The organism is Methylobacterium marchantiae (genome assembly GCF_042679825.1).
GTDB lineage: Bacteria > Pseudomonadota > Alphaproteobacteria > Rhizobiales > Beijerinckiaceae > Methylobacterium > Methylobacterium marchantiae.
This window is the reverse complement of sequence record NZ_JBHTND010000013.1, coordinates 74,881-96,524: the sequence shown is the minus strand read 5'-3', so window position 1 is coordinate 96,524 and position 21,644 is coordinate 74,881. Positions and strand designations below refer to the sequence as shown.

Here is a 21,644-nt window from a genome sequence, read left to right as displayed (position 1 = left end):
GGACTGTGATCGGTGGGGACAAGCCCACCCTCCCGATTGCCGCCCGGCGGGCCGAAGTTCATGAAGGGCGAACGGGACGGACGGCGTGTGAGGCCCTCCGTCGGTGAGATCGATCGAGAGGAGAGCGGCATGGCCGGCAGCGTCAACAAGGTGATTTTGGTGGGCAATCTCGGGCGTGACCCCGAGACCCGGCGCCTCGCCTCCGGCGACCCCGTGGTCAACCTGCGCATCGCCACATCCGAGTCCTGGAAGGACAAGATGTCGGGCGAGCGCAAGGAGAAGACCGAGTGGCACGCGGTCGTGATCTACAACGAGAACCTCGCCCGGGTGGCCGAGCAGTACCTGCGCAAGGGCTCGAAGGTCTACATCGAGGGCCAGCTCCAGACTCGAAAATGGGCCGACCAGTCGGGCGTCGAGAAATACACGACCGAGGTCGTGCTGCAGCGCTTCCGCGGTGAGCTCACCCTCCTCGACGGCCGCGGCGGTGGCGGCGAGATGAGCGCCGACGAGGAAGGCGGCGGTCAGATCAGCCGCGGCGGCGATTACGGCGGTGCCCGTGGCGGAGATCGCGGTGGCGACCGGGCAGGTGATCGCGGCGGGGAATATGGCGGCGGCCGCGCTTCGGGCGGCGAGCGGCGTCCGGCGGCGGCGAGCTCGTCCAAGCCGAACTACGATCTCGACGACGACATTCCGTTCTAGGCTCCTGCCGATTTCGGCCGAGCCAGCCGGAAATCGAAGAGCGCCGTCGGAATTCGACGGACTTGGCGCTTCCTTAACCACGCTTCCGCCAAGAATGCTCCACCCGTGGCGAGACCCGCTCCTGACCGAGCGCGACACGGGATCAGGCGGAGCGATCGATGAGCCAACACACCGAGACCCTGGTCATCGGGGCAGGACCGGCCGGATTGACGGCCGGCTACCTGCTGTCGAAGAACGGGCGCGATGTCGTGGTTCTGGAGCGCGACCCTCGTCAGGTCGGCGGCATCAGCCGGACCGTCTCGCACAACGGCTTCCTGTTCGATATCGGCGGCCACCGCTTCTTCTCGAAGTCGAAGGCGGTGGTCGATCTCTGGGACGAACTCCTGCCTGACGATTTCATCGACCGACCGCGCCTGTCGCGGATTTTCTACAAGGGTAAGTACTACGCCTATCCGCTGAAGGCCTTCGAGGCCCTGCGCAACCTGGGCGTCCTGCAGAGCACCGCCTGCGTCCTGTCCTATCTCTATGCCCGTGCCCGGCCGATCGAGCAGCCGAAGAGCTTCCACGATTGGGTGCGCAACCAGTTCGGCGAGCGCCTGTTCTCGATCTTCTTCAAGACCTACACCGAGAAGGTCTGGGGCATGTCCTGCGACGCCATCTCGGCCGATTGGGCGGCTCAGCGCATCAAGGGGCTCGATCTCGGCGCCGCGATCCGCGACGCGCTGGCCCGCTCCCTCGGCCTGAAGGCCAGGCCGAAGCCCGGCGAGCCGGTGATCAAGACGCTGATCGAGTCCTTCCGCTATCCGCGGCGCGGTCCCGGCATGGTCTGGGAAGCGGCCGCCGCGAAGATCGCGGCGCAGGGAGGACGCGTGCTCCTCGACCGGGGCGTTGACGGCGTGAGCTTCGATGCCGCGACCGGCATCTGGACGGTCTCGGCGATCCGTGGCGACGGCACTCGGGAGACCTACACGGCGCGCAACCTCGTCTCGTCGGCACCGGTGCGCGAACTCGTGGATTCGATCACGCCGCGTCCCTTGAGCACCTTCCAGGCCCGTGCCCTTCAGTATCGCGACTTCCTCACGGTCGCCCTCATCGCCAAGGTGCGCGAGGATTTCCCCGACAACTGGATCTATATCCATGATCCGTCCGTGATGGTCGGGCGGGTGCAGAACTTCCGCTCCTGGTCGCCGGAGATGGTGCCGGACGATGCCTATACCTGCCTCGGCCTCGAATATTTCTGCTTCGAAGGCGACGGGCTGTGGACCATGGCCGACGAGGGCCTCGTGGCCCTGGCCAAGGCCGAGATAGGGAAGATCGGACTGATCGCGCCGGACGACGTGGTCGATGCCTGCGTCGTGCGGCAGCCGAAGGCCTACCCGGTCTACGACGAGAGCTATCGCGACAACGTCGCAACGGTGCGGCTGGAACTGGAGCGCGACTTCCCGACCCTGCACCTCGTCGGCCGCAACGGCATGCACAAGTACAACAACCAGGACCATGCGATGATGACCGCGATGCTCACGGTGGAGAACATCCTCGCTGGGTATCGCCGCCACGACATCTGGCGCGTCAACGAGGATGCGGAATATACCGAATCCGGATTCTCGGGGGCCGACGAGGCGTTGACGAGCGAGCGCCTCGTCCCGCGCAAGGTCGCCTGATCCGCCACCCGATCGCCGGGTTCACACGATCCCGCCCCCGTGCTTCCATCGCCGTGATCGGCCACGGGAGGGAAATCGATGCGCGTGATGGTTCTGGTCAAGGCGACCACGGACAGCGAGGCGGGGCGCATGCCCTCGCTCGACCTGCTCGCCGACATGGGCGCATTCAACCAGGAACTTCTCGATGCCGGGATCCTGCTCGCCGGCGAGGGCCTGCACCCATCTGCCAAGGGAAAGCGGGTCGGCTTCGACGGCGCGACGCGCACCGTCGTCGACGGACCCTTCTCATCGACCGGAGAACTGGTCGGCGGCTTCTGGCTCTGGCAGGTGAAGGACATGGAAGAGGCGGTGGAATGGGTGAAACGCTGTCCCAATCCGATGCCCGGCCCGAGCGAGATCGAGATCAGGCCGCTCTACGAGATGTCGGATTTCGCCAGCGCCGCCGCGGGGTGAGGGGGAGGGCGACGCTCCGTGCCCAGCTTTTCCGGACGCCTGCAGCGACGCGGACGGTGATCCGGAATCCAGTGCGGGACGTACCGCATAAGCGGCGCAATCTGACGTCGCTGATCTTCGGACGCTTCACGACGCCCTGTGATGGACTCCGGCCCTGTGATGGACTCCGGATCGGGTTCCGCTGGCGCTCCGACTGTCCGGGGAAAGGCGTGGAGACCATGCCCTCCTCTTTCGCTGAAATCGGTGTCGCAAGCGCTTGCGACGCATGGGGTTTGTCGATGTCGTCGCGACAGGTCCGGTGGTGGCGCGGCGGCATCGGATGGCGTATGAAGAGCGTCCGAGACATGGCGTGACGCGGCCGGCCTTTTCGAGGCCCTGCGGAACGTCCCGGTCCAGACTTACCCGAGCGCCCGGCGCTCCATGCGGACCCGATGCGCCGGGACCGCCATAGGCAGAGATCGACGACCTTGGCAGAGAAAGACGATACCGGCGCCGGCTCCACGCCGCCCGCCTCGGACATCAAGCCCGTTTCCATCACCGACGAGATGCGCCGCTCCTATCTCGATTACGCGATGAGCGTGATCGTGAGCCGGGCGCTGCCCGACGCACGCGACGGCCTGAAGCCGGTGCATCGGCGCATCCTCTACTCGGCCTACGAGAGCGGGCATCTGCCCGAGCGCAAGTACGTCAAGTCGGCCCGCATCGTCGGCGACGTCATCGGCCTCTATCACCCGCATGGCGATCAATCGATCTACGATGCCTTGGTCCGCATGGCCCAGGACTTCTCGATGCGGCTCATGCTCATCGACGGGCAGGGCAATTTCGGCTCCGTGGACGGCGATCCTCCGGCGGCCATGCGCTACACCGAGTCGCGTCTGGCCAAGCCCGCCAACGCCTTGCTCGCCGATATCGACAAGAACACCGTCGATTTCCAGCCGAACTACGACGAGTCGCGCGAGGAGCCGAAGGTGCTCCCGGCGCGCTTCCCCAACCTCCTCGTCAATGGTGCCGGCGGCATCGCGGTGGGCATGGCCACCAATATCCCGCCGCACAATCTCGGCGAGCTCATCGACGCCTGCATCGCCCTCATCGACGATCCCGGCCTGACCATCGAGCAACTGACCGAATACGTCCCCGGCCCGGACTTCCCCACCGGCGGGTCGATCCTGGGACGGGCCGGCGTGCGCCAGGCCTACGCCACCGGGCGCGGCTCCGTGATCATGCGGGCGAAGTCCCACGTGGAAGAGCTGCGCAAGGAGCGCGAGGCGCTGATCTTCACCGAGATCCCGTATCAGGTGAACAAGGCGACTCTGATGGAGAAGATCGCCGAGCTGGTGAAGGAAAAGCGCGTCGAGGGAATCTCGGACCTTCGCGACGAATCCGACCGTGACGGCATGCGCATCGTCATCGAGATCAAGCGCGATTCAATGGCCGACGTGGTGCTGAACCAGCTCTACCGCTTCACGCCGCTGCAATCCTCGTTCGGCTGCAACATGGTGGCGTTGAACGGCGGCCGCCCCGAATTGATGAACCTGAAGGACCTGCTCACGGCCTTTGTGGACTTCCGCGAGGAGGTCGTGTCCCGCAGGACCAAGTTCCTTCTCGGCAAGGCCCGCGAGCGCGCCCACGTCCTGTGCGGCCTCGCCATCGCGGTGGCCAATATCGACGAGGTAATCCGCCTCATCCGCACCTCGCCCGATCCGAACACCGCCCGCGAGGCGCTGATGGGCCGGGTCTGGCCGGCCCTCGACATCGCGCCGCTCATCGCTCTGGTGGACGACCCGCGCCACCGGGTCGACGAGAACGGGAATTACCGCCTGTCCGAGATCCAGGCGCGCGCCATTCTCGACCTGCGCCTGCAGCGCCTCACCGCCCTCGGCCGCGACGAGATCGGCGATGAGCTCCAGAAGCTCGCCGACGAGATCGCCGACTACCTCGACATCCTGCGCTCGCGCCTGCGCATCATGACCATCGTCAAGGACGAGCTTCGGGAGGTACGCGAGGCCTACGCGACACCGCGCAAGACCATGATCCTCGATTGGGATTCGAACGTCGAGGACGAAGACCTGATCCAGCGCGAGGACATGGTCGTCACCGTGTCCCATGCCGGCTACGTCAAGCGCGTGCCGCTCTCGACCTATCGGGCTCAGCGCAGGGGCGGCAAGGGCCGCTCCGGCATGTCGACCCGCGACGAGGATTTCGTCACCCGCCTGTTCGTCGCCAACACCCACACGCCGATCCTCTTCTTCTCCAATATGGGCCAGGTCTACAAGGAGAAGGTCTGGCGCCTGCCGATGGCCGCCCCCAATGCGCGCGGCAAGGCGCTCGTGAACATCCTCTCCATGGATGCGGGCACCGAGCGTATCACCACGATCATGCCGCTCCCCGAGGACGAGGCGTCCTGGGAGACCCTGGACGTGATGTTCGCCACCGCGAGCGGCGGGGTGAGGCGCAACAAGCTCTCCGACTTCGTGCAGGTGAACCGTGCCGGCAAGATCGCGATGAAGCTCGACGAGGGCGACCACATCGTCCACGTGGAGATCTGCCGTGCCGACCAGAACGTCCTGCTCACCACACAGGCCGGCCAGTGCATCCGCTTCCCCGTCGAAGACGTGCGCGTCTTCAAGGGCCGTGACTCCACCGGCGTCCGCGGCATCAGCCTGGCCAAGGACGACTGTGTCATCTCGATGACGATCCTCAACAGTTTCGACGCGACGCCGGAAGAGCGGGGCGCGTTCCTGAAGATGCAGCGGGCCGTGATCGGCGACACGGAAAGCGGCGATGCCGATTCCGAGGAGATCGCCACCGATGCGCCGCTGCTCTCGCAGGAGCGCTACGCCGAGATGGGAGCCGCGCAGCAATTCGTCCTGACACTCTCGGAGCGCGGATTCGGCAAGCGCTCGTCGTCCTTCGAATATCGGACGTCCGGACGCGGCGGCAAAGGCATCACCGCCATGCGGGTCAATCCGCGCAACGGCAGCCTCGTCGCCTCCTTCCCGGTCCAGCCCTCCGACCAGATCATGCTGGTGACCAATGCCGGACAACTCATCCGTGTGCCGGTGGACGACATCCGCATCGTCGGCCGCGCCTCGCAGGGCGTGACGGTGTTCAATACCGAGAAGACGGAGCGCGTCGTCTCGGTTGAGCATATCGAGGGCGAGGGCGAAGGTGAGGACGATACCGGTGACGCGGCCGGCATCGATCCCACCGGCGATGCGGGCTGAGGGAAGCTTCCGCTGAGTCCATCTCCGCCGCGATAAATCTTTTCGAACCGATGGATTAGAACGCCGCCTAAGTCGTGGGACTTGGGCGGCGTTCTCGTTCAACTGTCGATCTTCAGTGTTGCAAGCAAGTCATATCTATCCGGGGTCTCTAAGGCTAAGTTTTCTCCATCAACAGATCGCTCACCCAGGATCGCAACCGTGTTCAAGTCTCTCGTCCTCGCCAGCGCCGCTGCGGCCCTGCTTTCCGGTGCAGCTTCCGCGGCTGATCTTCCCCGCCGCGCCGCTCCGCCGGTCTTCGTTCCGGTTCCCGTCTTCACCTGGACGGGCTTCTACTTCGGTATCAATGCCGGTTACGCCTACACCGAGAGCGATACCGTTCGCACCACGGGCATCAACAACCTCGGCTCCGGCGCCCCGAATGCGGCGAACCTCCAGGCCAATGTCGACAATGGCCTGCGTCCTGCGTCGCTCAAGCTTTCACAGGAAGGTTTCTCGGGCGGCGCCCAGATCGGCTACAATTATCAGCTCACGCCGGGTAACGGTTTCGTCGTCGGCTTCGAGGCGGACGCGCAGTACATGGACCTCGAGACCACGAGAGTGAACTCGGTCCCGCGGGTGGTGCTTCCCAGCCTCACCAACACCTACCGGTCCGACCTGCAGTATCTCGGCACCGTCCGCGGTCGCGTCGGCTACGCCTTCGACAAGGTCATGGTCTACGGCACCGGCGGCTTCGCTTATGGCGGCGTCGAGCAGAGCGTCAGCTTCCAGACCGGCGCGCCGGTGACCTATGCCGGCTCGCGCTCCACCATGGAGACCGGCTACGCCTATGGCGGCGGCATCGAGTACGCGCTTCCCACCGACTCGTTCCTGAACTTCTTCCGCTCCAGCGCCGTGACGCTGAAGGCCGAATACCTTCGCTACGACCTCGGCAGCCGCAATCTCTTCGTCGGCTCCACCGGTGGTCCGGGCGTGGGCTACAATGCGACCTTCAAGACCGAGGGTGCCATTGCGCGCGCCGGCCTGAACTACAAGTTCGGCTCCTACTAGGATCACGGCGAGGCCGCAGGATCTCCTCCGGCCTCGCTTCTTTCATAAGTACCTCTTCGATCGGCAGTATCTCTTCGATCGGCGAGTGGCGTCGCAGACCGGATTTCGTAGACCAACTTCGGGCGGGTGCTCCATCGGGGCATCCGCCCTTTTTCGTGCCTCGACCTTCGGGCGGGATGGTGCCCCGCCGCGATGGAACGTCGCCCGGCGGTTCCGTTCCGGGGCGAAATGCTCTACGCCCTCCGGTAATGATCCGCACTGCGCTCTATGCCGGCTCCTTCGACCCGGTCACGAACGGACACCTCGACGTCATCCGTCAGGCGTGCCGGCTCGTGCAGCGGCTCGTGATCGCCATCGGCGTCCATCCGGGCAAAGCGCCCATGTTCTCGCCCGATGAGCGCGCCGAGCTCCTGCACGCCACCTGCGCGTCTCTTGCCGAGAGCGAGAACGCGACTCTCGACATCGTCACCTTCGACGATCTGGCGGTCACCGCGGCACGGCGCTCCGGCGCCACCATCTTCATCCGCGGCCTGCGCGACGGCACCGATCTCGACTACGAGATGCAGCTCGCCGGCATGAACGGCGCCATGGCGCCCGAAGTGCAGACGGTGTTCCTGCCCTCCTCCACCGGCGTCCGTCCGATCACGGCCACCCTGGTACGGCAGATCGCGGCTATGGGCGGCGACGTCTCACCCTTCGTCCCGGCCCTCGTGGCGGAACGGCTCAGCGCCCGCTTCGCCAGAATCTGACCGACCCCTCTTCCTCCAGCTTCACCAGACCGGAGACCGCACACCCATGAATTCTAGGACCATCCATCGCCGGACCGCGTTCCTGTCCCTGGCACTCGCCGCCGTGGTCGGCTTCTCGACCGCCGCGAGCGCTTTGGACGACAACACGGTCTATCTCGATACCAAGGATGGCCGCGTCACCATCGAACTGCGCCCCGATCTCGCGCCGCAGCACGTCGTCCAGCTGAAGACCCTCATCAAGAAGGGCTTTTACGACGGGCTGAAGTTCCACAGGGTCATGGACGGCTTCATGGCCCAGACCGGCGACCCGAAGGGCAATGGCACCGGCGGTTCGTCGCTGCCGAACATCCCGGCCGAATTCTCGCAGGCGCAGTTCCGTCGCGGCACCCTCGGCATGGCCCGATCGTCCGATCCGAATTCGGCGAATTCCCAGTTCTTCATCTGCCTCGGTGACGCGCCCTTCCTGAACGGGCAGTACACCGTCATCGGACTGGTCTCGTCGGGCATGGAGGCCGTCGACAAGATCAAGAAGGCAGCTCCGGGCGCTCCGGGCGGCGCGGTCCAGAACCCGGACAAGATCGTGAAGATGCAGATGGCCCAAGGCGCCAAGTGACGGAATCCGGCAGATGATCGGGACCGCGAAAGTGAGGTGCTCACTGCGCCTCACCTTCGTGTCGTCGATGGCGGCCGTCGTTCCCTCGGGAATCGCCATCGCCGGACCCGGCCTTTCGCCGATGCATCCCGATACCCTGCGGGTGCCGGTACAAACCTCCCGAAGCGACGACGCCGAAGGCCCGGCCGACACGCTCCAGACGCTCTATCCGAAGCTGACGGCCTGCTGGCAGGTGCCGGCCGGTCTGGCTGGTTTCGCGCGCACCGAGATCACCGCCCGTTTCGCCCTTCGCCGAGACGGCTCCGTCATCGGCGAGCCTCGCATCACCTTTGCGATGCAGAACGCGGATCAGCGGGGCAGGGAGATCCTGACCCGCGCAACCCTCGACGCGATCCGGCGCTGTACGCCGGTCGCGATCACGCCGGCGCTCGGCGCCGCCATCGCAGGGCGTCCCATCGCCCTGCGATTCATCTACCAAGGTCCTCAGGGACAAGGAGTCTGACCCATGGCCGATACCGAGACCATCATCCTCGAAACCACCAAGGGCCGCGTCGTCATCGGGCTGCGCCCCGATCTCGCCCCCAACCATGTGGAGCGCCTGAAGACGCTCGCAGGACAGGGCTTCTATGACGGCGTGCCGTTCCACCGTGTCATCGACGGGTTCATGGCCCAGACCGGCGATCCGACCGGCACCGGCTCGGGTGGTTCCGACCTGCCGGACCTGAAGGCCGAGTTCAACGACGAGCCGCATGTGCGCGGCACCTGCTCGATGGCCCGCACCAACTTCCCGCATTCGGCGAATTCGCAGTTCTTCCTCTGCTTCGGCGATGCCCGCTTCCTCGACAAGCAGTACACGGTGTGGGGCAAGGTCATCGAAGGCATGGACGTGGTCGACACCCTCAACAAGGGCGAGCCGCCGCGTTCGCCGGACAAGATCGTCAAGGCGACCGTCGGCGCCGCCTGAATCTACAGGGCGATTGATGAAAAGGGCGTCCGCGCATCGTCTGCGCGGACGCCCTCTCTCGTTTGTCGGGCACGCGTCCGCGCGTTACGAGAAAACGACGACTTTCCCGAGAACGGCAAGTTCATCAGGCGGACCATCGAGGCACGCGAATACTGGTATTAACAGGGCTACGATGCCGCCACCGGCACGAAGTCCAACCGATGTCGGCACGGCGGCGAATTCCGAGACGACGCGGCGGGTCGAGGCTCATGACCGTCGGCGGATCGACTACCACACCCGCATCGACGCGGTTCGCATGTTGCGAAGCGCCGGGTTTCCGATGGCGGATCCCCTGACGGGCCGGGTCGTCGAGCGTCTGGCGCAAGCGAGATTCTTTCGTCTGCGCGGGGTTCCGGTGGGTACGGTGGCGTTCCAATCCTATCCGGCCCTCGTCGGAGAGCGCCCGACGAGGGCACTCCGGACCGGCGACATCGACCTCGCCCAGGATGACGGCATCTCGGTTGCGATCGGTGAGAGCATGTCTCCCGTCCAAGAAGAACTTCAGGCCGTCGATGCGAGCTTTCGTCCGGTGCCGAACCTGTCACGGCCGGACCGCACGAGCGCATTCGTCAACGCGAGCGGGTTCCGGGTCGAGTTTCTGGTTTCGCACCGCGGCTCCGACGATCTCACCGGGGCGCTTGTCCCGATGCCGGCCCTCGGCGGTGTCAGCGCCCAACCGCTTCGCTACCTCGATTTCCTGATAAAGGACCCGGTCCGCTCGACACTGCTCCATGGCGGCGGGAACTCCGTCATGGTGCCGGCTCCCGAACGTTTCGCCGTTCACAAACTCATCGTGGCGAACGAGCGGCCGGAGCGCGAGAAACAGGGGAAGGATCTGACCCAGTCGGGTTTCCTGATCGAGGCCCTGGCCGGAACCAGCCCGTCGCCCTGGCGGCATCTTGGGTCGAGGCGTGGAACCGAGTGCCGTCCTGGCGCCGGCACCTCGAGACGGGACTGGCACGGCTCGATGAGGCCGCGCGCATCGCCATCGCGCAAGTCGTCGGCGCGCATGGCGGGATGCTGGGCTACGAGCCGACGCGGGTCGGATTTCCATAACCCCATCCATGACACCCCCACGATCAGGCGACCTTCAGCAGCGCCTCCGCCTCCGCCAGATCCTCCGGCGTGTTGACGTTGAGGAACGGGTCGACCGGCTCGCTCGACCATTCCACTGCCAGCGCTCCGTGGCGGGCCAGGAAAGCGCCGACGCGCCGCTCGCCGCGCTCGACCAGCACCGTGAGGAGATCTTCGCGCAGGGACACGGCCCAGAGCGCGACGGTGAAATGCTGCCGGCCCTCCGATGAGGCCACGACGATCGGCGCGTTCTTCGAGCCCTCGCTCAGACGGGCGACGAGGTCGAGGGGCAGGAACGGCGCGTCGCCGGTCACGCTGGCGAGATGGGTCGCGGAAGGGTGATGCTCGGCCGCATGATCGAGGGCGGCGAGGATGCCGGCGAGCGGCCCCGGATGGTCGGGCACTCCGTCCGGCACGATCAGACCGGAGAACATCGAGAACCGGGCCGGATCGCCGTTGGCGTTGAGGATCACGCCCGCCTCGCATTGCGGAGCGAAGCGCTCGGCCACCCGGTCGAGAAGGGTGCGCCCTGCCAGGACTTTCAGCGGCTTGTCGCCGCCGCCCATCCGGCGGGACAGCCCGCCGGCCAGGATCACCCCGAGGACGGGCGGCACCGGACCGCTACTCGATGACGATGCGCGGCGCAGCGCGCGGTGCGGGGCCGCCGGTGAGGTTCGCCCATAGCTGCGCGGCGATGCCGCGATAGACCTTGGCGTGCGGGCCGTCCGGGTTCACCGCAACCACGGGACGCCCGGAATCGGAGGTCTCGCGGATGGTCATGTCGAGGGGGATCTCGCCGAGGAACGGCACGTCGAGGCGAGCGGCCTCCTCGCGGGCACCGCCATGGCCGAAGATATGCGAGGCGTGGCCGCAATTCGGGCAGATGAAAGTCGCCATGTTCTCGATCACGCCGAGGATCGGCACCGAGACCTTGCGGAACATCGTCACCCCGCGCCGCGCATCGATCAGCGCCAGATCCTGCGGGGTCGACACGATGACGGCGCCCGAAAGAGGCGTGGCCTGGGCCATGGTGAGCTGGGCGTCGCCGGTTCCCGGCGGCATGTCGACGACCAGGATGTCGAGATCGCCCCAGGCGACCTCGCGCAGCATCTGGGTAATGGCGGATTGCACCATCGGGCCGCGCCAGATCATCGCCGTCTCGGGCTCGATCAGGAAGCCGATGGACATGACCTTGATGCCGTACCCGTCCATCGGGGCAAGCAGGCGCTCCTCGATCACCTTCGGCTTGCCGGACAGGCCGAAGAGCTTGGGCACCGAAGGACCGTAGATGTCGGCATCGAGCAGCCCTACTTTCAGCCCTTGAGCAGAGAGGGCCAGCGCGAGGTTGCAGGCGGTGGTGGATTTGCCGACGCCGCCCTTTCCGGACGCGACCGCCACGATGTGACGCACGCCGGGGAGGGCCGGGCCGGTCCGGGGGGGCGCCGGCCTGCCGGGCTGGGGCGGGGCGGCCTGCGCCGGAGGCGCGGGCTGGTTCGGCCCACGCTCGGAGGTCAGGCTCGCGAAGACGCCGGAGACGCCGGGCATCGCCAGGATGGTGCCTTCCGCCCGTCGGCGGACCGACTCGAACCGCTCGGCCTCGCTCGGGTCGATCAGGATCGAGAACATGACCCGGTTCGTCGGGTCGACAACGACCTGGGAAAGGCGGCCGGATGCGGGCAGCGTCGTACCGCCGGCATCGACGGTGACGGCGGACAGCGCCTTGAGCACGTCGTCGCGGGTAATGGCCAAGATATGCCTCCGGGCGATGCAGACCGGCGCCGCCGATCATGCGTTACCCTGCATGTAACCAAGGACCGTGAGAACGCCAGACCTGTTCCGGTCCAACCTTCGATTTGCGCATGCCGTGCGGCAGGTGGCCTCATCGCCGCCGCCACGCCGGGATCGCGACGAGGTTGCACTTCTCCATCGGCCCGCTCACCACCGACCCGTCGCCACGCCGGTAGATTCCGTGGCGGATGCGGCGACATCCGGGCGGCCCGGACAGGCGCCGGACCCGCTCCACGTGCACGCTGCCGTAGCGGCGATGGGAAAAGTCGTGGCCGCCGATGCGGACGCTCTTGCCGAAGCGGACTTCCGCCATCGCCGACGGGACGTGGCAGGCCATGGCACAGGCAGCGGCGAGGAGGAGGACGAGCGTCCCCCGGATCGCGGAATGCACGGGCTGTCCTCCTCTTCTCATGCTCAAGCTGAACCAAGCGCGCCCTGGTCCGTTGTGAGAGCACCCTTCAGGGGGCGCGGTCTTCGACGAGCGCGCCCGATCCTGACGACAGCGTTCCAGGAGATCACCCATATGCATCAAGGCAACCACCGCGACCACGAGGGCGCGAAGAAGCTGTTCGAACTCGTCAAGGACATCAAGGTCGCGATGATGACCACGGCGGATGCCGACGGGAAGCTCTACAGCCGGCCGATGTGGAGCCAGGACACCGACGAGAACGGTGACATCTGGTTCTTCACCAAGCTGCACTCGCCCAAGACCGCCGAGATCAGCAAGGACAATCAGGTCAACCTCGCCTATTCCGACCCGTCCAGCCAGACCTACGTCTCCATCGCCGGCAAGGCTGAGATCGTCACCGATCAGGCCCTGGTCGACGACAAGTGGAGCGAGAGCATGAAAACCTGGTTCCCCAACGGCAAGGACGATCCGGAAGTCGCTCTGATCCGCATTCACCCGGAGAAGGGGGAATACTGGGACAGCCCTAACGCGACGGCCTTGCACATCTACGGCTACGTCAAGGCCGCGCTCACCGGCGAATCCCCTAAGACCGAGACCAAGAAGGTCGACCTCGTCTGACGAAACCTTTCACGGGCGGGTGCTTCCCTGTGAGGCGTCCGCCCGGCCCGATTGACTCTGGCTCGTCCGCCATGTGCCTTTGAGCGTGGCGGGCACCGTGTTCCGCGCCGGGCTCGCTCACTCTCATGCTCGATCTCGCGACGCGGGTTTACAACCACAATTTCAAGATCGACCCGATCATCCGGTCCCTGCTCGACACCGATTTCTACAAGCTGCTGATGGCGCAGACGATCTTTCGTCGCCATCGCGCCACCGACGTCACCTTCGGCATCCAGAACCGCAGCCGCTCCGTCCGCATCGCCGATTTCGTCGATGTGGGAGAACTGCGCGAGCAACTCGACCATGCCCGCTCCATCAGGCTGAGCAGGGGCGAGTCGACCTGGCTGCGCGGCAATACCTTCTACGGCCACCGCCAGATGTTCTCGGCGGATTTCATGGACTGGCTCGAAGGGTTCCGCCTGCCGGATTACGAGCTCGAAGCGCGCGACGGGCAATACGTCCTCACCTTCCACGGCCCCTGGATCGAGACCACGATGTGGGAGGTGCCGGCGCTCGCCATCCTCAACGAGTTGCGCTCGCGCGGCATCCTGCGCGCCATGGGCAAGTTCGACCTGCAGGTTCTCTACGCGCGGGCGATGACCCGTGTCTGGGAGAAGATCGAGCGGCTGAAGCGGTTGCCGGATCTCTCCATCGCCGATTTCGGCACGCGCCGCCGCCACGGCTTCCTATGGCAGGATTGGTGCGTCGAGGCGATGCGCGAGGGCCTGGGAGACGCCTTTCTCGGCACGTCGAACTGCCTCATCGCCCTGCGTCGCGAGGTCGAGGCGGTGGGTACCAACGCCCATGAATTGCCGATGGTCTATTCGGCGCTCGCCGGAGACGACGAGGCGCTCGCCCAGGCGCCGTACGACGTGCTGCGCGACTGGCAGCAGGATTATGCCGGCAATCTCCTGGTGATGCTGCCCGACACGTACGGAACCACCGGCTTTCTCGCCGACGCGCCCGACTGGATGACGGCCTGGACCGGGATCCGTATCGATTCGAAGGATCCGATCGAGGGCGGCGAGGAGGCGATCGCCTGGTGGGAAGCCCGCGGCTGCGATCCGAAATCCAAGCTCGCGATCTTCTCGGACGGGCTCGATATCGGGACGATCGAGGCGATCCACGCGCATTTCCACGGGCGGATGCGCATCGGCTACGGCTGGGGCACCCTGCTGACCAACGATTTTCGCGGATTGGTGCCGGATCACGGGCTCGATCCGATTTCCATCGTCTGCAAGGTCATCGCCGCCGACGGCCGGCCGACGGTGAAGATTTCCGACAATCCCTCCAAGGCCATCGGTCCGGCGGACGAGATCGCCCGCTACAAGCGCGTTTTCCGCACCGGCGAGACAGTGGCGATGCCGGTGGTCGTGTGATGCTGAAGATCGCCGTGGTCCCTGCCGTGGTCGGAATGTGCGGGAGACGGGCGGCACACCGGCCGTCCGTCTCCTCTGTCAGCCGCGGATGAAATCCGCGATCAGTGCCGGCGCAGCGGCATCGAAGCCGACCACGTCGAGCATGCCGGCATCCTCGGGGTCGGCGATGCTGAAGCCGTTGGAGACGAGCCCCACGACCACGAGCTTCGCGTCGATCCCGGTCTTCCGCCGGTACTCGCGCAAGGCCTCCACCGGGTGGACCGGCCCCGCCCACGTCTCCGAGTCCGTGTAGACCACGAAGGCGTCGGCCTGGACGTTCCGCTCGAGGGCCCAGCGCATGGGCAGCGAGCAATCCGTCCCGCCGAAGGGCAGGTCGGCCGTGGCCGCCACCGCCGCGTGGAGCCGCATCGACGGCCCGATCGGCAGCGCGGTGAGCGCCGCATCCTGGCTCCAGCGCGCACCGGCCCCGGCCGTGAAGCCGACCACCTGCCAATGCTCCTCGGTGGAAGCGGTGACGAGGGCCATGGCGGCCGCCGCCTCACGCGGGGTGAGGGAGGAGCCCGCCACGTGGCCCATGCCCATGGACCCCGAGACGTCGAGGGCCAGGACGAGACGCTTGCCCGTGGGCTTCACCGACGCGAACGCCGTGTAGAACGCGGCGTTCAGCGCCTCGACGATGGCGGACACCGGGTCCCAGGAGAGCCGGCCGCGCTCACCGTGCCCCGAAGCGTAGGTCTTGAGCGCCATGAGCAGCGCCATCGGGTGAAGGCGCGCCTCGAGGATGCGCTTCCGGTCCGACAGCACCGCTCGGACATGCTCGGTCCCCTCGGAGAAGGGGGCGAGCACGCCCGCCGCCGTGAGCCGCCCGAGCTGACGCACGAGGGCTCCCACCGGCATGCGCTCGATCAGCGCCTCGTTCACCGCCCGGCTCGTCATCAGCTCGGTCGGCAACGCCTCCCACGGCAGGCCGTGCGAGCGGATCATCGCCGCGGCCGAAGCCCCGTTGACGCCCGGCGCCTGAACCGAGGCGAAGGCGTGGACGAGCGCCGGAGCGGCCTCGGTCAGCGTACCGCGGCAGATCCAGTCGAACAGGGCGACGCGATCCGGCTCGCCCGTCTCCGGATGGGCCAGCCGCAGGAGGTCGCGATGCGACCAACCGTTGCGCGAGCGGTATTTCACCGCCTGGTAGGCCAGCGCCTCCACGGGGCGGGCGACGTACCAATGGGCGACGGCACGGCGCAGGCCTCGGCCCCAGCCGCGCATCGCCTCGACGGCGGACGCGAACTGGAACAGATGCGTCGCCGTGCGGCAGACCCGCGGCAGGGCGGCCAGGGCCGCCCGCCGGGTGGCGAGGGCATGCTCGCCCTCCGCCGAAGCGGCGAGCGCCAGGGCGAAGATGGCCGAGTCCTGCTTCGGAGCCCGGCCGGCCTCGCTCACCGCGACGATGGCGGCGACCGCCCGCGGACCATCCTCCGCAAGGCACCGAAGGACGGCCTGCGCATTCTCGCGCGTCAACACGACGGGGCCCGCATAGTACGAGCCGACCTCGGAGCCGAGCACCAGGAAGCGGTCGAGCCGCGTCCAGTCGCTCACCGGGAAGGCGTGTCCGCCGGCCGAGTTCGGCACGGTACGGGGAATGGGCTCCGACTGCGGATTGCGCCGGAGCGAGAACAGCTTGGCATAGGACATCTTCGCTCGCTCCTATCTCCACGAGGCATGGTGCCTGGTGGTTCGTTGCGGTCGCGCGGGCATGGGTCTGAGGCAGGAGGGTTCTTTGCTCTACCGTCTGAGCTACGGGCATCGCTGCCCGGCGGGAGTCGAACCCGCGACACAAGACGTCGATAACCCTGCCATCTCGGCCCGCGCGGCCGATCGGGTGATCCGCTCACCGATCCGGGTCGGCCATGCGGGCATGTGTTCGGGGGACGGTGTCATGAGCTTCGGGACTTGGTGGCCCCGGCGGAGTTCGAATCCGCATCCTCCGCGAGGCAACGCCTGCGGCGCTCTACCGGTAACCGTCGCCCACCGGCCCGCATGGGCCGCCGGGGTTTCCGGCGCATGCGCGGATTCGCGAGCGGGATCGCTCGCGCCATGCAGGCGATGGAAATATCGGGGATGAGGGAATTACGTGATCACGGCCTCAAGGCCGCGCGGACATGGTCGAGGCGAACGGATCGGCCGCGAGGCCGTCAAGGATTCGAACCTCAGGGCTCGAGAGCCCTTCATCCCAAAGATAACCGTTCGTCAGCGGCCCGCGCGCAGCGGCCGGATCACGGACTGACTGGTCGCCGGACTTCGCCCCCGAGACAGGCGAACGCGGCGACGCGTTGGTCGACTTTCTTCATGCGTTGCTCCGTCCGCGGCAGGGACCGAATGGCGAGGGACGCGGGCGTGTCGAATGGGGCTCGGGCGTTTTCACGTTGCAGGTGATAACCGAGCCCCCGCCGGCCCGCGCCGGTGAGGACATAGACTCTGCCGGTCATGAACGATCGAGGACGACTGGGCCTCAAGGCCCCCACGGCTCGCGACCGTGGACGTCGGGATTGAGCGATAACCCTCGATCACCGGCCCGGCAGGCCGATGCCGGGGTGATTAGAGTCGCGCCCCACTCAAGTCAAGCTGAAACTTGAAAAATCTTACAGTTCGGTCCATGTCTCGGAGATGATCACATCCGCTCAGATCCGCGCCGGCCGCGGGCTGTTGAAATGGACGCAAGGGACGCTCGCGGCGCGGGCCTCCCTCTCCATCGTCACCCTCAACATGATCGAGAGCGATCAGGTGGCCCCGCGCAACCGGACGCTCGACGCCATCCGGAGCGCTCTCGAAGGGGAGGGCGTCCGCTTCATCGGCGACGAGACGGAAGGGTTCGGGGTGATGCTGCGGGCGCAGCCGGGACAAGCAGCAAGAGCCGCCGCATCGCTATGAGCCGTCGCATCGATCTCAACGCCGATCTCGGGGAGGGCTACGGCCCCTACACGCTCGGTGACGACGAAGCCCTCCTCGGCCTCGTCACCTCGGCCAACGTCGCCTGCGGCTTTCATGGCGGCGACCCGTCGATCATGGTCGCGACCGCCGCGGCGGCCAAGGCGCGCGGCGTTTCCATCGGCGCTCATCCGGGCTTCCAGGATCTGCGCGGCTTCGGCCGCCGGGTCCTCGCCGAAAGCGCGGCCGAGATCGAGGCGGGGGTGGCCTACCAGATCGGCGCGCTCCAGGCCTGCGCCGCGCTCGGCCATCATCGCGTCACCCATGTGAAGGCGCATGGCGCCCTCGCCAACCTGTCGAATGCCGAGGCCGACGTGGCAGGCGCCATCGCGCGCGCCGTCCGCGCCGTCGACCGGGACCTTCCGCTGGTGGTGATGCCGGGGCTCGCCGTGGAGCGTGCCGCCCTGGAGGCGGGTCTCTACGTGGTGCGGGAGATCTACGCCGACAGGGCCTATGCCGATGACGGCCAGCTCTGCGCCCGGTCGCTTCCCGACGCCGTCATCCACGACGCGGACGAGGCGGCGCAGCGGGTCCGGCACATGGTGGAGGAGGGGGCAGTGATCACGTCGTCCGGCCGCCGGATCCCGGTGACGATCGACACGGTCTGCGTCCACGGCGACACGCCGCATGCGGTGGAAACGGCCCGTGCGGTGCGGCAGATCTTGGTGGAAGCCGGTTTCGAGATTGCACCCTTCGACACCGCCCGATGAGGAAATGAATACAAAGGTCAGCGGAGACAGGGATCGTTTCGTGTCAACAACCCGTTCCTCACGACGATCACGCCGGCCATACCGCCGCGGGATCGCGTGCGTGGCGTTGAGACGGAACCGAGATGGCGACACCGAAACCGGCTGACGTGGCACCGCAGAAGCCGCCTGCCTCCCGCGATCCCGGCGACAGGACCGGTGTGTCGCGGGCGACTCCGGTGCAGAATACGATGTTGCCGCCGAGGGCGACACGTGTCGCTGCGGCCGAGACCATACCGTCCTCGCTGGCCTCCCCGCTCATCGTCACCGCGCTCATCGTCTCGGGCCTCTATATCGGCCGCGACGTCCTCATCCCGATCGCCATCGCGGTCCTGCTCTCCTTCGTCCTCGGCCCTATCGTCCACCTGCTGCGGCGACTGCGTTTCGGTCGCTTCCTCTCGGTTGCGACCTCCGTGGTGGTGGCGCTCGGCGTGGCGGCGGCCCTCGCCACCCTCATTGGCGTTCAGCTCGCGGATCTGGCCAAGGACGTGCCGCGCTATCGCACCACCATCGAGCGCAAGGTCGAGGGGTTGCGGGACAGTCCGGCTGGCCGGATGGCCGATTATGTCGCCAATATCGGTAGGACCATGCATCAGGGCGGGGAGGAGAGCCCGAAACCCGAAGCCGCCAAGCCCGAGGCATCGGGCGCGAAATCCAATGCTCCGCCCCCCGAGAAGGCCATTCTCGTCGAGATGAAGGAGCGATCGCCGGACCCGATCGCTCTGGCCAACACCATCCTGTCGCCGATCCTGCACCCGCTCGCCACGACCGGTATCGTCTTCATCGTCCTGCTGTTCCTGCTGATGCAGCGGGAGGACCTGCGCGACCGCATGATCCGCCTCGTCGGATCGAGCGACCTGCACCGGACCACGGTGGCGATGGACGACGCGGCCCGCAGGCTGAGCCGCTATTTCCTGGTGCAGCTCGCGCTCAATGCCGTCTTCGGCATCGTCATCGGAATCTGCCTCTCGGTCATCGGCGTGCCGAACCCCGCGCTGTGGGGCATCTTCTCGGCGCTGATGCGGTTCGTGCCCTATATCGGCGCGGCCGTGTCGGCGGTCTTCCCCCTCGCCCTGGCGGCGGCGGTCGATCCCGGCTGGTCGATGGTCATCGCGACGCTGGCGGTATTCCTGATCCTCGAACCCCTGACCGGCCACGTCATCGAGCCGATGCTCTATGGCCAGTCCACCGGCATGTCTCCGTTCGCGGTTCTGGTCTCGGCGCTGTTCTGGACCTGGCTGTGGGGACCCGTCGGCCTGCTGCTCTCGACGCCGCTCACGGTCTGCCTCGTGGTCCTCGGCCGGCACGTGGACAAGCTCGAATTCCTCGACGTCCTGTTCGGCGACCGGCCGGCACTGACCCCGGTGGAGAATTTCTACCAGCGCATCCTCGCCGACGATCCGGAGGAGGCGCAGGAGCATGCCGAACTCATCCTGAAGGATTGCTCGCTCTCGTCCTATTACGACGACGTGGTGCTCAAGGGTCTCGAACTCGCCGCCCGCGACGCGGCCCGTGGGGTGCTCACACCCGACCAGAAGACCGACATCCGCGATACGGTCGCCGTGCTCATCGCCGAGATGGACCGGCGCGACGCCGAAGTGCCCGACGACGAGTTCGCTGCCCCGAACGACGTTCCCGCACACTGGAAACAGGACGGTGCGGTCCTGTGCGTGACCGGGCGGAGTTTCGTCGACGAATCTGCCTGCGCGATCCTGGCGCAGCTGCTCGGAAAGCGCGGCATCGGCACGCGGATCGTCCCCTTCGCCGACGTGGCACGGGTCCAGGTCGACGAGTTCGATCCCGGCCCCGCCCGGATGATCTGCGTTGTGTCGCTCGCCATCAATGGCGAGCCGACGCATCTGCGCCGTCTCGTCGGGCGGCTGAAGCGGCGCATGCCCGATCTGCCCATCGTCGTCGGCCTCTGGCAGGCGGACCACGAAATCCTCAACGACGAAGGTCAGCGGGCGGCGATCGGCGCCGACATCCACGTGTCGTCGCTCGATGCCGCCCTGCAGGCCGTGCTTTCGAGGGTCGGCACCGCAGCACCGGCCGCCGCTGCGCCGGAACGGCCGGTGACGATACCGGCACCGATGCCGGTTGCGGAAGCGGTTGCCACCTGAGGGCGTGGCGGCTTCGCCCGAGGTCGATCACGGGTCTCCGATGCCGGACGTAGAGGTCCCGTTCGCCATAGCCCGCAACGGTGCTTGCTTGTGGAACCGGGCTTGACGAGGCTCGCGGGTCTCCGCTTCGGTTGCGGGGCACGGTTTAACAGGAGGCCTCTCGATGAGCGTCGTCGATCTCGCACGGTTCATGGAAGACCTCGCCACCGAGTCCGGGCAGGCGATCCTGCCGTTCTTCCGCGCCTCGTTCGGCATGGACGACAAGGGCAGGGGAACAGGTGCCTTCGACCCCGTGACGGAGGCCGACCGCGCCGCCGAAACGATCCTGCGCGGCCGGATCAAGGGCACGTTTCCGACGCACGGCATCGTCGGTGAGGAGTTCGGCTCGGATCATGCGGATGCGGAATGCGTCTGGGTGCTCGACCCGATCGACGGCACGCGCGCCTTCATCACCGGCCTTCCCACCTGGGGAACGCTGATCGGGCTGCTCCATGACGGCGTCCCCGTGCGCGGCCTGATGAACCAGCCCTATCTCGGCGAGCGCTTCGTCGGGGATGGGGCGAGCGCGACCTTCCATGGCATTCGCGGGCCGCGCAAGCTGATGACCCGCCGCTGCGAGCGCCTCGCCGATGCGCTGCTCGCCACCACCGATCCGCGCCTGTTCGCACAGGGCGACGAGCAGGACCGGTTCAAAAGCATCGAGAGCGCCGTGCGCATGTCTCGCTACGGCACCGATTGCTACGCCTATTGCATGCTTGCGGCGGGGCAGATCGACCTCGTGGTCGAGGCGGGCCTGAAGCCGCACGACATCGTCGCGCTGATCCCGATCATCGAAGGCGCCGGCGGCATCGTCACCGCCTGGGACGGCGGTCCCGCCGCGAAGGGCGGCCGGATCGTCGCCGCCGGAGATGTCAGGCTGCATGCGGCGGCTTTGCGCCACCTCAATCCGTGAGCCCCATCTCATTACAGAAGCACCTTTCCCGGATGTCTGCAGCGTCGGCGGAAGGTGATACGGGAACCAGCGAGAGTGGCGCCGCGAT

The 21,644-nt window shown here is 66.9% G+C and carries 20 protein-coding genes, 1 tRNA gene and 1 pseudogene; 17 read left to right on the top strand and 5 right to left on the bottom strand.

All coding sequences use genetic code 11. The annotated features are described in order from the left end of the window. Positions 1-129 precede the first annotated feature (129 nt). From ssb to ACFQ4G_RS11365, 11 genes and pseudogenes are all read left to right on the top strand, one after another. Complete coding sequence (ssb, locus tag ACFQ4G_RS11415) at positions 130-699, top strand: single-stranded DNA-binding protein (protein WP_238206365.1); 570 nt, start codon at positions 130-132, stop codon at positions 697-699. Between the two features lie 158 nt (positions 700-857). Further along, positions 858-2,360 carry an NAD(P)/FAD-dependent oxidoreductase gene (locus ACFQ4G_RS11410; protein WP_238206364.1) on the top strand — a complete coding sequence of 501 codons (1,503 nt, stop codon included), beginning with the start codon at positions 858-860 and terminating at the stop codon, positions 2,358-2,360. Between the two features lie 78 nt (positions 2,361-2,438). Then, complete coding sequence (locus ACFQ4G_RS11405; RefSeq protein WP_238206363.1) at positions 2,439-2,813, top strand: YciI family protein; 375 nt, start codon at positions 2,439-2,441, stop codon at positions 2,811-2,813. Between the two features lie 431 nt (positions 2,814-3,244). Next, positions 3,245-6,037, top strand: coding sequence for a DNA gyrase subunit A (gene gyrA, locus ACFQ4G_RS11400; RefSeq protein WP_238206362.1), 2,793 nt, complete (start codon positions 3,245-3,247; stop codon positions 6,035-6,037). A gap of 198 nt (positions 6,038-6,235) precedes the next feature. Then, positions 6,236-7,084, top strand: a complete 849-nt coding sequence (locus tag ACFQ4G_RS11395; RefSeq protein ID WP_238206361.1) for an outer membrane protein — start codon at positions 6,236-6,238, stop codon at positions 7,082-7,084. Between the two features lie 248 nt (positions 7,085-7,332). Then, positions 7,333-7,833, top strand: a complete 501-nt coding sequence (gene coaD / locus ACFQ4G_RS11390; RefSeq protein ID WP_238206360.1) for a pantetheine-phosphate adenylyltransferase — start codon at positions 7,333-7,335, stop codon at positions 7,831-7,833. Positions 7,834-7,894: 61 nt separating this feature from the next. Then, a complete protein-coding gene (locus ACFQ4G_RS11385) occupies positions 7,895-8,446 on the top strand; it encodes a peptidylprolyl isomerase (RefSeq protein ID WP_238206425.1) in 552 nt (183 codons plus the stop codon). Positions 8,447-8,513: 67 nt separating this feature from the next. Continuing rightward, positions 8,514-8,948: a hypothetical protein gene (locus ACFQ4G_RS11380; protein WP_379040228.1), complete on the top strand. Its 435-nt coding sequence runs from the start codon at positions 8,514-8,516 to the stop codon at positions 8,946-8,948. 3 nt (positions 8,949-8,951) lie between these two features. Then, positions 8,952-9,410: a peptidylprolyl isomerase gene (locus tag ACFQ4G_RS11375; RefSeq protein ID WP_238206358.1), complete on the top strand. Its 459-nt coding sequence runs from the start codon at positions 8,952-8,954 to the stop codon at positions 9,408-9,410. Positions 9,411-9,426: 16 nt separating this feature from the next. After that, a pseudogene (locus ACFQ4G_RS11370) lies at positions 9,427-10,323 on the top strand (GSU2403 family nucleotidyltransferase fold protein); the annotation flags it as partial. A 47-nt stretch (positions 10,324-10,370) separates the two neighbouring features. After that, on the top strand, positions 10,371-10,505 hold the full coding sequence (locus tag ACFQ4G_RS11365) for a hypothetical protein (RefSeq protein ID WP_379040230.1): 135 nt from the start codon (positions 10,371-10,373) through the stop codon (positions 10,503-10,505). 23 nt (positions 10,506-10,528) lie between these two features. Here the strand turns inward: ACFQ4G_RS11365 and mobA are convergent, their stop codons facing one another. The 3 genes from mobA to ACFQ4G_RS11350 form a co-directional block, all read right to left on the bottom strand. Next, entirely contained in the window at positions 10,529-11,137 is a 609-nt protein-coding gene (gene mobA, locus ACFQ4G_RS11360; RefSeq protein ID WP_238206356.1) for a molybdenum cofactor guanylyltransferase MobA, read from the bottom strand. A 7-nt stretch (positions 11,138-11,144) separates the two neighbouring features. Then, the gene (locus ACFQ4G_RS11355; protein WP_238206354.1) at positions 11,145-12,272 is read right to left on the bottom strand and encodes an Mrp/NBP35 family ATP-binding protein; all 1,128 of its coding nucleotides are present in this window, start codon (positions 12,270-12,272) and stop codon (positions 11,145-11,147) included. Between the two features lie 130 nt (positions 12,273-12,402). After that, the gene (locus ACFQ4G_RS11350; RefSeq protein ID WP_238206421.1) at positions 12,403-12,648 is read right to left on the bottom strand and encodes a hypothetical protein; all 246 of its coding nucleotides are present in this window, start codon (positions 12,646-12,648) and stop codon (positions 12,403-12,405) included. A gap of 186 nt (positions 12,649-12,834) precedes the next feature. Between ACFQ4G_RS11350 and ACFQ4G_RS11345 the strand changes: the two genes are divergently transcribed. Both ACFQ4G_RS11345 and ACFQ4G_RS11340 read left to right on the top strand, forming a co-directional pair. After that, a complete protein-coding gene (locus ACFQ4G_RS11345) occupies positions 12,835-13,338 on the top strand; it encodes a pyridoxamine 5'-phosphate oxidase family protein (RefSeq protein WP_238206352.1) in 504 nt (167 codons plus the stop codon). 125 nt (positions 13,339-13,463) lie between these two features. After that, positions 13,464-14,756: a nicotinate phosphoribosyltransferase gene (locus ACFQ4G_RS11340; RefSeq protein WP_238206350.1), complete on the top strand. Its 1,293-nt coding sequence runs from the start codon at positions 13,464-13,466 to the stop codon at positions 14,754-14,756. A 78-nt stretch (positions 14,757-14,834) separates the two neighbouring features. Here ACFQ4G_RS11340 and ACFQ4G_RS11335 read toward each other — a convergent pair whose 3' ends face one another. Further along, on the bottom strand, positions 14,835-16,445 hold the full coding sequence (locus tag ACFQ4G_RS11335) for a TROVE domain-containing protein (protein WP_238206348.1): 1,611 nt from the start codon (positions 16,443-16,445) through the stop codon (positions 14,835-14,837). Positions 16,446-16,704: 259 nt separating this feature from the next. Further along, a tRNA-Gln gene (locus ACFQ4G_RS11330) sits at positions 16,705-16,779 on the bottom strand. Between the two features lie 638 nt (positions 16,780-17,417). Here ACFQ4G_RS11330 and ACFQ4G_RS11325 point away from each other — a divergent pair. The 4 genes from ACFQ4G_RS11325 to hisN all read left to right on the top strand — a co-directional run bounded on the left by ACFQ4G_RS11325 (position 17,418) and on the right by hisN (position 21,556). Next, the gene (locus ACFQ4G_RS11325) at positions 17,418-17,681 is read left to right on the top strand and encodes a helix-turn-helix domain-containing protein (protein ID WP_238206347.1); all 264 of its coding nucleotides are present in this window, start codon (positions 17,418-17,420) and stop codon (positions 17,679-17,681) included. After that, entirely contained in the window at positions 17,678-18,448 is a 771-nt protein-coding gene (locus ACFQ4G_RS11320) for a LamB/YcsF family protein (protein ID WP_238206346.1), read from the top strand. The genes ACFQ4G_RS11325 and ACFQ4G_RS11320 overlap by 4 nt, the downstream gene beginning before the upstream one ends. Positions 18,449-18,675: 227 nt before the next feature. After that, entirely contained in the window at positions 18,676-20,604 is a 1,929-nt protein-coding gene (locus ACFQ4G_RS11315; RefSeq protein ID WP_238206419.1) for an AI-2E family transporter, read from the top strand. 163 nt (positions 20,605-20,767) lie between these two features. Beyond that, a complete protein-coding gene (gene hisN / locus ACFQ4G_RS11310; RefSeq protein WP_238206345.1) occupies positions 20,768-21,556 on the top strand; it encodes a histidinol-phosphatase in 789 nt (262 codons plus the stop codon). The last annotated feature ends 88 nt before the right edge of the window (positions 21,557-21,644 follow it).

Bases quoted from the DNA above. Each gene is read 5' to 3' on its own strand.
- gyrA (WP_238206362.1), top strand. From the start codon at position 3,245: ATGCGCCGGGACCGCCATAGGCAGAGATCGACGACCTTGGCAGAGAAA.
- coaD (WP_238206360.1), top strand. From the start codon at position 7,333: ATGATCCGCACTGCGCTCTATGCCGGCTCCTTCGACCCGGTCACGAAC.
- ACFQ4G_RS11315 (WP_238206419.1), top strand. From the start codon at position 18,676: ATGTTGCCGCCGAGGGCGACACGTGTCGCTGCGGCCGAGACCATACCG.
- hisN (WP_238206345.1), top strand. From the start codon at position 20,768: ATGAGCGTCGTCGATCTCGCACGGTTCATGGAAGACCTCGCCACCGAG.
- ACFQ4G_RS11410 (WP_238206364.1), top strand. From the start codon at position 858: ATGAGCCAACACACCGAGACCCTGGTCATCGGGGCAGGACCGGCCGGA.
- ACFQ4G_RS11340 (WP_238206350.1), top strand. From the start codon at position 13,464: ATGCTCGATCTCGCGACGCGGGTTTACAACCACAATTTCAAGATCGAC.
- ACFQ4G_RS11380 (WP_379040228.1), top strand. From the start codon at position 8,514: ATGGCGGCCGTCGTTCCCTCGGGAATCGCCATCGCCGGACCCGGCCTT.
- ACFQ4G_RS11320 (WP_238206346.1), top strand. From the start codon at position 17,678: ATGAGCCGTCGCATCGATCTCAACGCCGATCTCGGGGAGGGCTACGGC.
- ACFQ4G_RS11335 (WP_238206348.1), bottom strand. From the start codon at position 16,445: ATGTCCTATGCCAAGCTGTTCTCGCTCCGGCGCAATCCGCAGTCGGAG.
- ssb (WP_238206365.1), top strand. From the start codon at position 130: ATGGCCGGCAGCGTCAACAAGGTGATTTTGGTGGGCAATCTCGGGCGT.
- ACFQ4G_RS11375 (WP_238206358.1), top strand. From the start codon at position 8,952: ATGGCCGATACCGAGACCATCATCCTCGAAACCACCAAGGGCCGCGTC.
- ACFQ4G_RS11350 (WP_238206421.1), bottom strand. From the start codon at position 12,648: ATGGCCTGCCACGTCCCGTCGGCGATGGCGGAAGTCCGCTTCGGCAAG.
- ACFQ4G_RS11405 (WP_238206363.1), top strand. From the start codon at position 2,439: ATGCGCGTGATGGTTCTGGTCAAGGCGACCACGGACAGCGAGGCGGGG.
- ACFQ4G_RS11345 (WP_238206352.1), top strand. From the start codon at position 12,835: ATGCATCAAGGCAACCACCGCGACCACGAGGGCGCGAAGAAGCTGTTC.
- ACFQ4G_RS11325 (WP_238206347.1), top strand. From the start codon at position 17,418: ATGATCACATCCGCTCAGATCCGCGCCGGCCGCGGGCTGTTGAAATGG.